3 protein-coding genes and 1 pseudogene are annotated in these 5,947 nt (G+C 71.8%); 1 reads left to right on the top strand and 3 read right to left on the bottom strand.

The annotated features are described in order from the left end of the window. From ACJ73U_RS33390 to ACJ73U_RS33380, 3 genes and pseudogenes are all read right to left on the bottom strand, one after another. A pseudogene (locus ACJ73U_RS33390) lies at nucleotides 1–3,800 on the bottom strand (hypothetical protein); the annotation flags it as partial. Between the two features lie 4 nt (nucleotides 3,801–3,804). Continuing rightward, nucleotides 3,805–4,155 carry a hypothetical protein gene (locus tag ACJ73U_RS33385; protein ID WP_407781734.1) on the bottom strand — a complete coding sequence of 117 codons (351 nt, stop codon included), beginning with the start codon at nucleotides 4,153–4,155 and terminating at the stop codon, nucleotides 3,805–3,807. Further along, nucleotides 4,152–4,535 (bottom strand): YbaB/EbfC family nucleoid-associated protein, encoded by a 384-nt coding sequence (locus ACJ73U_RS33380; RefSeq protein ID WP_407781733.1) that lies wholly within the window; start codon nucleotides 4,533–4,535, stop codon nucleotides 4,152–4,154. Before ACJ73U_RS33380 ends, ACJ73U_RS33385 begins: the two co-directional genes overlap by 4 nt. A gap of 122 nt (nucleotides 4,536–4,657) precedes the next feature. On the opposite strand from ACJ73U_RS33380, the gene mycP reads away from it, so the two are divergent. Beyond that, complete coding sequence (gene mycP, locus ACJ73U_RS33375) at nucleotides 4,658–5,926, top strand: type VII secretion-associated serine protease mycosin (RefSeq protein ID WP_407781732.1); 1,269 nt, start codon at nucleotides 4,658–4,660, stop codon at nucleotides 5,924–5,926. Nucleotides 5,927–5,947 lie beyond the last annotated feature (21 nt).

Genomic DNA, 5,947 nt, shown 5'->3' with positions numbered 1-5,947 from the left:
TTGGGTGGGGTTGTTGGGTGGGGTTGCGTGGCCGGGCTCGGTGAGTTGGGCGGGTTTGTCGGGTTGAGCGGCGTTGTCGGGTTGGTTGAGTTGGGCGGGGTTGCTGGGCTGGGCGGCGTGGTGGGGTTGGGTGACGTTGTGGGGTTGGGTGAGTTGGACGGGGTCGTGGGGCCGGGTTGCGTTGTAGGGCGGGGTGGGGCTGGTTGGTTGGGTTGCGTTGTGGGGTTGGGTGAGGTGGGTGGGGCTGTTGGGCTGGGCGGCGTCCTGGGGTTGGGTGGGGTTGTTGGGTGGGGTTGCGTGGCCGGGCTCGGTGAGTTGGGCGGGTTTGTCGGGCTGGGTGGCGTTGCCGGGTTGAGCGGCGTTGTCGGGTTGGGCGGCGTTGTCGGGTTGGGCGAGGTTGTTGGGTTTGGTGGCGTTGATGAGTTGGGTTGTGTCGTGGGGTTGGGCGGGATAGTTGGGTTTGGTGGCGTTGGTGAATTTGGTTGTGTCGTGGGGTTCGGTGAGTTCGGCGGCGTTGTTGGGTTCGGTGGCGGCGGTGGCGAGCCCCGCAGTCTCGGTGGGCGTGGTGACGTGTCGGCCTGTGTCGTCGGTGCATCGTGGGGGTTGGGTGAGGTCGGGCCGGTGGATTCGGTGTGTGCGGCCGGTTCCGCGGGCAGCTTGCCCGGCTCGCGGACGAGCCGGCCGCCGTTCTCGTGCCGGTAGACGAGGCGTTCCTCGCGCGAGTGGACGTCGTGCAGGAGGCCGGAGCAGGTCGCGCAGAACGGGGCCGGTCGGACGCCGCCGGCTCGGGTGAACCACGTCTCCGCCAGGAGGTCACTCAGCTCGACCTCGATCGGCGCGCCGTCTTCCGCCGTCACGTGCAGGTGCGCGTTCGCGGCGCGGACCTCGGCGTGCTTGAACGGCTGACTGTCCGGCCCGGGGAACTTCTTCTCCTGGTTCGACCGCGGTGCGCCCGACGCCGCGAAATCCTTGTACGGCCCCCCGTTCTCCAGCTCGTCGCGGCGGGCCGCCAGCTTCGGGTGCACGTCCGCGTCCGCGAGCGTGTCGCCCTGTGCGCCGTTGGTCGACTCGTAGACCCGGCCCGTCCGGAGGTTCAGCACCACCGAGACCGTGTTGCCGAAGCTGGCACCGGCCAGCACGCCGGCGGCCTTCGCGTCCAGGTACCTCTGCGTCCGCTCGCGCGCCAGCTCACGCATCTTCTCGGCCACCGGCACCTTGTCGATGTGCGTGATCACACCGCCCGCCCAGTCGAGGCGGTCGTCCGAGAACTTGCCCAGGTCATGGGTTTCCACCTGGACGGGCTGGCCCGGATCATCCGGCTGCGACTCCGGCGCGGTACCGTTATCGTCCGAAGTGGACGGTGGCTCGACCGGTGGCTGACCCACCTTCGTATGCGCCGGCTTCGAAGCGCCCGACGGTTTCGGCGCACCCTCCGCCGGCGCGGCGACAGCCGCGGCAGCCGCCTGCCCCACAACCAGAGCACCCGCCGACGTGACGACAACCTCGGCCGCGTCCTCGGCGGACTTCGAGCTGCCCTGGTCGAGGCCGCCGCGTTCGTCCGTGGCCCGGGCGCCCGGAGCCTTCCCGGACGGATTGGCACCGGCCGGCACCCCAACAGCTTGGTTCTGGCCGGACTGGCCGGTGCCGGGCTGCTTTCCGGAGGATTGGCTGGCGTTCACCTGCTCGGCGGCGGACTGCCCCTTGGACGATGAGTTCCCAGTGGACTGACCGCTGGCGGCCTGGTTAGCGGACTGGTTCGTCCCCGACTGGCCGTTGCTGGACTGGTTCGCGCCCGGTTGGCCGTTGGCGAGTTGGTTCGCGCCCGGTTGGCTGTTGCTGGATTGGTTCGCGCCCGGTTGGCCGTTGGCGGGTTGGCTCGTGCCCGCTTGGCCGTTGGGGGACTGGTTTGTGCTTGGCTGGCCGTTAGTGGATTGGCTCGGGCTTGGTTGGCCGTTGGTGGATTGGCTTGTGCCTGGCTTCGGGCCTGACTGGGCGTTGGCGGACTGGTTCTGGCCGGGCTGGCTGTTGGTTGACTGGCCGTTGGTCGACTGGGCAGTACTGGTGGACTGACCGGCGGACGTCGTGTGGGTGGGACCGGCGGCGGTGCCCGTGTGCATGGGCGCCGAGCCGACGGGTGCGGCACCCGTCGTGCCGACGGTCTGGTCACCCGAGTGCGACTGCGTGACGTTGTCGACGGCCCCGGACTGGCCGGCCTGATCGCCTGCCACGGGCGAGCCGGGGTTGGTCCCCTGGGATGCACCGCCGGCGTTCTGGGTGCCGCTCGTGTCACCGCCGGCTTGGGAGCCGTTGCCACCAGCCTGCGAACCACCCGCATCGGTCCCGGCACCACTACCGGCGTCGCTGCCTGTGTTCCCTCCGGTGCTGCCGCCGGCATCACCACCCGCGTGACTGCCCGCACCTCCTCCGACGTCCCCGCCAGCGTTCCCTCCTGCGTCGACGCTGGCATCGCCGCCCGCGGTGCCGCCGGTGCTCCCCCTGGCGTCGGCGCCTGCGTCGCCCCCGGCGATCCCGCCCACGTCACCGCCGGCGTTCCCGCCCACGTCACCGCCGGTATTTCCGCCTGCATCTCCGCTCGCAGTGCCTCCGGCATCCCCGCCGGCAGCCCCTCCAGCGTTGCCGTCCGTGCCCCCGCCGACGTCCCCGCCCGTGTTGCCGCCCGTCTGCGTGTCACCGCCAGACCCGCCTGTGGCCCCACCGCCGCCACCCAGGTCGCCCTGGCCACCGGGAGCACCCCCGTCCGCCCCAGCCGGCGGAAGATCGACACCGGCCGGCGGCTCGCCGGTGACCCGGCCCACCCAGTCATCGACAACGTGCTCACCGTTCGGGTGCATCTGTTGCACCCCGTCGACCACCATCGACCGTGGGGCGCCCACCAACGCCGACGAGATGGCGTTCTGCTTGAACGAGTCCGTGTACCCCCCGAGGTCGGTCAGCGCCGACAGGTTGTTGATGTTCTGCGCCATGTAGCCCGCGGTCGGCGAGGTGATGGCGTTGTTCGCGGCGGAGGTGAGGCCGGCGTTGAGGTTTCTGGCCAGGCCGGAGGGCAGGACCCTGTCGAGAGCGGCGCCGGTCGCCCTCGACAGGGGGGCGGCGGCCTTGCCGACCACCTGACCCAGCGGGCCACCGAGGGCGCCGGCGAGGGTGTTCTGGCCGAGCTGGCCGTAGTCGAAGCTGTCCCTGGTCCCCATCGCCATGCTGGTCAGCTGGGTGGCTGCGTTGATGAGGGCCTCGTCGATGGACTCCTTGCCCATCTCGACGCCGACGTGGGCGCCGATCTCCAGCGCCTTGGTCAGCCCGCCGGACAGCGCCCTGCCGGCTAGGCTGGTGATCATGGACGTCAGGCGGCCGGCGATGACGCGGGCCAGGCCCTCGGCGAGGAAACCACCGCCCGGCATCCATGCCAGTGCGGCGAAGATGGCGATGTTGGCCACCAGCTCCATGATGATGTTGATCCGCGCCTCGCGGAGGGAGTTGCCGTAGTCGTCGATGCCGTCGGCCAGCGAGTGCATGCTCTGGCCGATCAGCCGGAAGTTCGCCGGCAGGCTCCGCAGGGCGTAGGCGAACTGGGCGCCCGCGTCGTCCAGCCACACCGTCTCCGACACCGCCGCCTGGTTCTCCAGGTCGGTGGCCGTGTCGTCCATCAGCTTCCCGATGGCCTTCCACTGCTCGGCGAGGGCCCACGCGTCACGCTCGTCGTCGGGTGGCCAGACCTGGTCGACCGTGTACTTCTTGATGGTGTCCCAGAACCCGACGTTGTCGGAGGGCTCCGGTACGGCCATGGCTTCAGAACTCGAAGTGGTAGCCGGCCGCGAGGTCCGCCTGGATGTACATCGGCACGGCGTCGGTGCCCGCCTTCGAGACCTGGCTCAGGTTCGCCACCATGTTGTTGATGGCGGTGGTGAGCTGCGTGGCCGCCGGGTTGTACTGCTCGCGGAACGGGCCGCCCATCGGGCCCTGGCCGAGCTTGCCCTCCAGCGACGAGATGGCGCCCTTCCCCTTGCTCCACCCGTCCCGCGCGCCGGTGTCGGTGTCGGCGACGTCGGCCATGTTCTTCGCCGTCGGCGCCGGGTACATGCTGACGCCGGTGCCGTTGAGGTCGATGGCGCTCCAGCTGGACTTGTCCTCGTCACTCATTTCCGGCCCTCCAGTGCCGACGCCTCGCCGAGTACGTGCAGGGCCAGGTCGAACCGCGGGTCGACGTCCGCGCGCCGGTCGCGCGGCATGAGCTTCGCGGCGAGGCCGGTCGCCTCCCGCTCGGCCTCCGCGGCGGCCTCGTGCACGGCCGCGACGATCTTGGCCGCCAGCTCGGCGGCGTTGGGCTCGCGGTAGATCCGGGGATCGAGCGAAAGCTCCAGCAGCTCACCCCGCCCGCCGACCACGGCGGTGACCAGTCCGTCGGTGGAGTAACCGGTGCCGCGGAGGTCGTGCACGCCGTCCTGCAGGGCCTTCACCCGCTCGGCGAGGCGGGCGTACTCGGCGAGCCGCCCGGTCAGCTCGGTGGTTGACCTCTCCACTTCCCGACCTCCCGACTCGCGCCTGGACTCCAGGATGATCGGGACACGACGGCGGGCGACCGCACTGACCGGTTCCGGCCACGGCGACGTCGTGCACGGCGCGACACCGCAGGATCGCAGGCATGAGAGGGGTCGCCACCGCCGCGCTCGTGGCCGCGTTCGCGTTCGGCCTGCCGGCCGCCGCGTCGGCCGCGCCACCCGAGGGCGCCTGCCGCGGCGACCCCGAGCCGGCGCGGGACGTCATCACCCAGCTGCCGTGGGCGCAGCAACTGCTCGACCTCGACCGCACCTGGCCGCACAGCACCGGCGCGGGCGTCACGGTCGCGGTCGTCGACTCCGGTGTGGACGCCGACCACCCGCAGCTGCGGGGGAAAGTACTGCCCGTCGCGGGCTTCTTCCTCGTCGGCGACCTGCCGGGCGACTTCGACTGCGTGTCCCACGGCACCGCCGCGGCCTCGATCATCGCCGCGTCACCCGCGCCCGGCATCGGCTTCCGCGGGGTCGCGCCGGACGCCCGCATCCTGCCCGTGCGGGTCACCGACCGGGAGCTGAACGACAGCGGCGACGCCACCCCGATCAACCCGGGCATCGTCGCCGAGGGCATCCGCTACGCGGCCGACAGCGGCGCCAGGGTGATCAACCTGTCCCTGTCCGGCTACGGCGACTTCCCGGACATCCGCGACGCCGTCGCCTACGCCCAGGCCAAGGACGCGTTGCTGGTCGCGGCGGTCGGCAACCGCGCGGAACAGGGCGCGGCGCCGTCGTACCCGGCCTCCTACGACGGGGTGCTCGGCGTCGGCTCCATCAACATCGACGGCGTCCGCGCACAGGGCTCGCAGATCGGTTCCTACGTGGACCTGGTGGCACCCGGGGAGGACGTGGTCGCCGCGTCCCGGGTGGCCGGTCACCACTACTGGGCCGGCACCAGCTTCGCCGCGCCGTTCGTGTCCGGGATCGCGGCGCTCGTCCGGTCCGCCCACCCGGAACTGACGGCCGTGCAGGTCGCCGAGCGGCTCAAGGCGACCGCGGACCCGGCCCCGGGCGGCCGGCGCAGCCTCGAGTACGGCGCCGGCATCGTCGACCCGTACCGCGCGGTCACCGAGGACCTGACCGACCGCGAGCCGCTGGCGGCACCCGGCGTGTCACCGAAGCCGCCGGACCGGGCGGCACTCCGCGAGGCGGCGTGGTGGTCCGACATGGGTACCGGCGCGAAGCTCGCCACCGGACTGGTGGTCGCGGCCATCGCGGTCGCCACGATCCTCGCGGTCGCGCTGCCGAGGGCGCGCCGCCGCCGCTGGGCCGCCGGCCGCCGCATCCCGCTCCCCGACACCCCGGACCGGACCGAGACCCCCGACCAGGTCTTCCTGTTCCCGGCCGGCCGGAAGCCGTGAAAGGCGCGTTCGGGGCGCCTA

Origin of the sequence: Actinophytocola sp. (assembly GCF_045807065.1) — a bacterium.
GTDB lineage: Bacteria > Actinomycetota > Actinomycetes > Mycobacteriales > Pseudonocardiaceae > Actinophytocola.
Note: the sequence above shows the minus strand (reverse complement) of the source record. Positions and strands in the feature narration are given on the sequence as shown.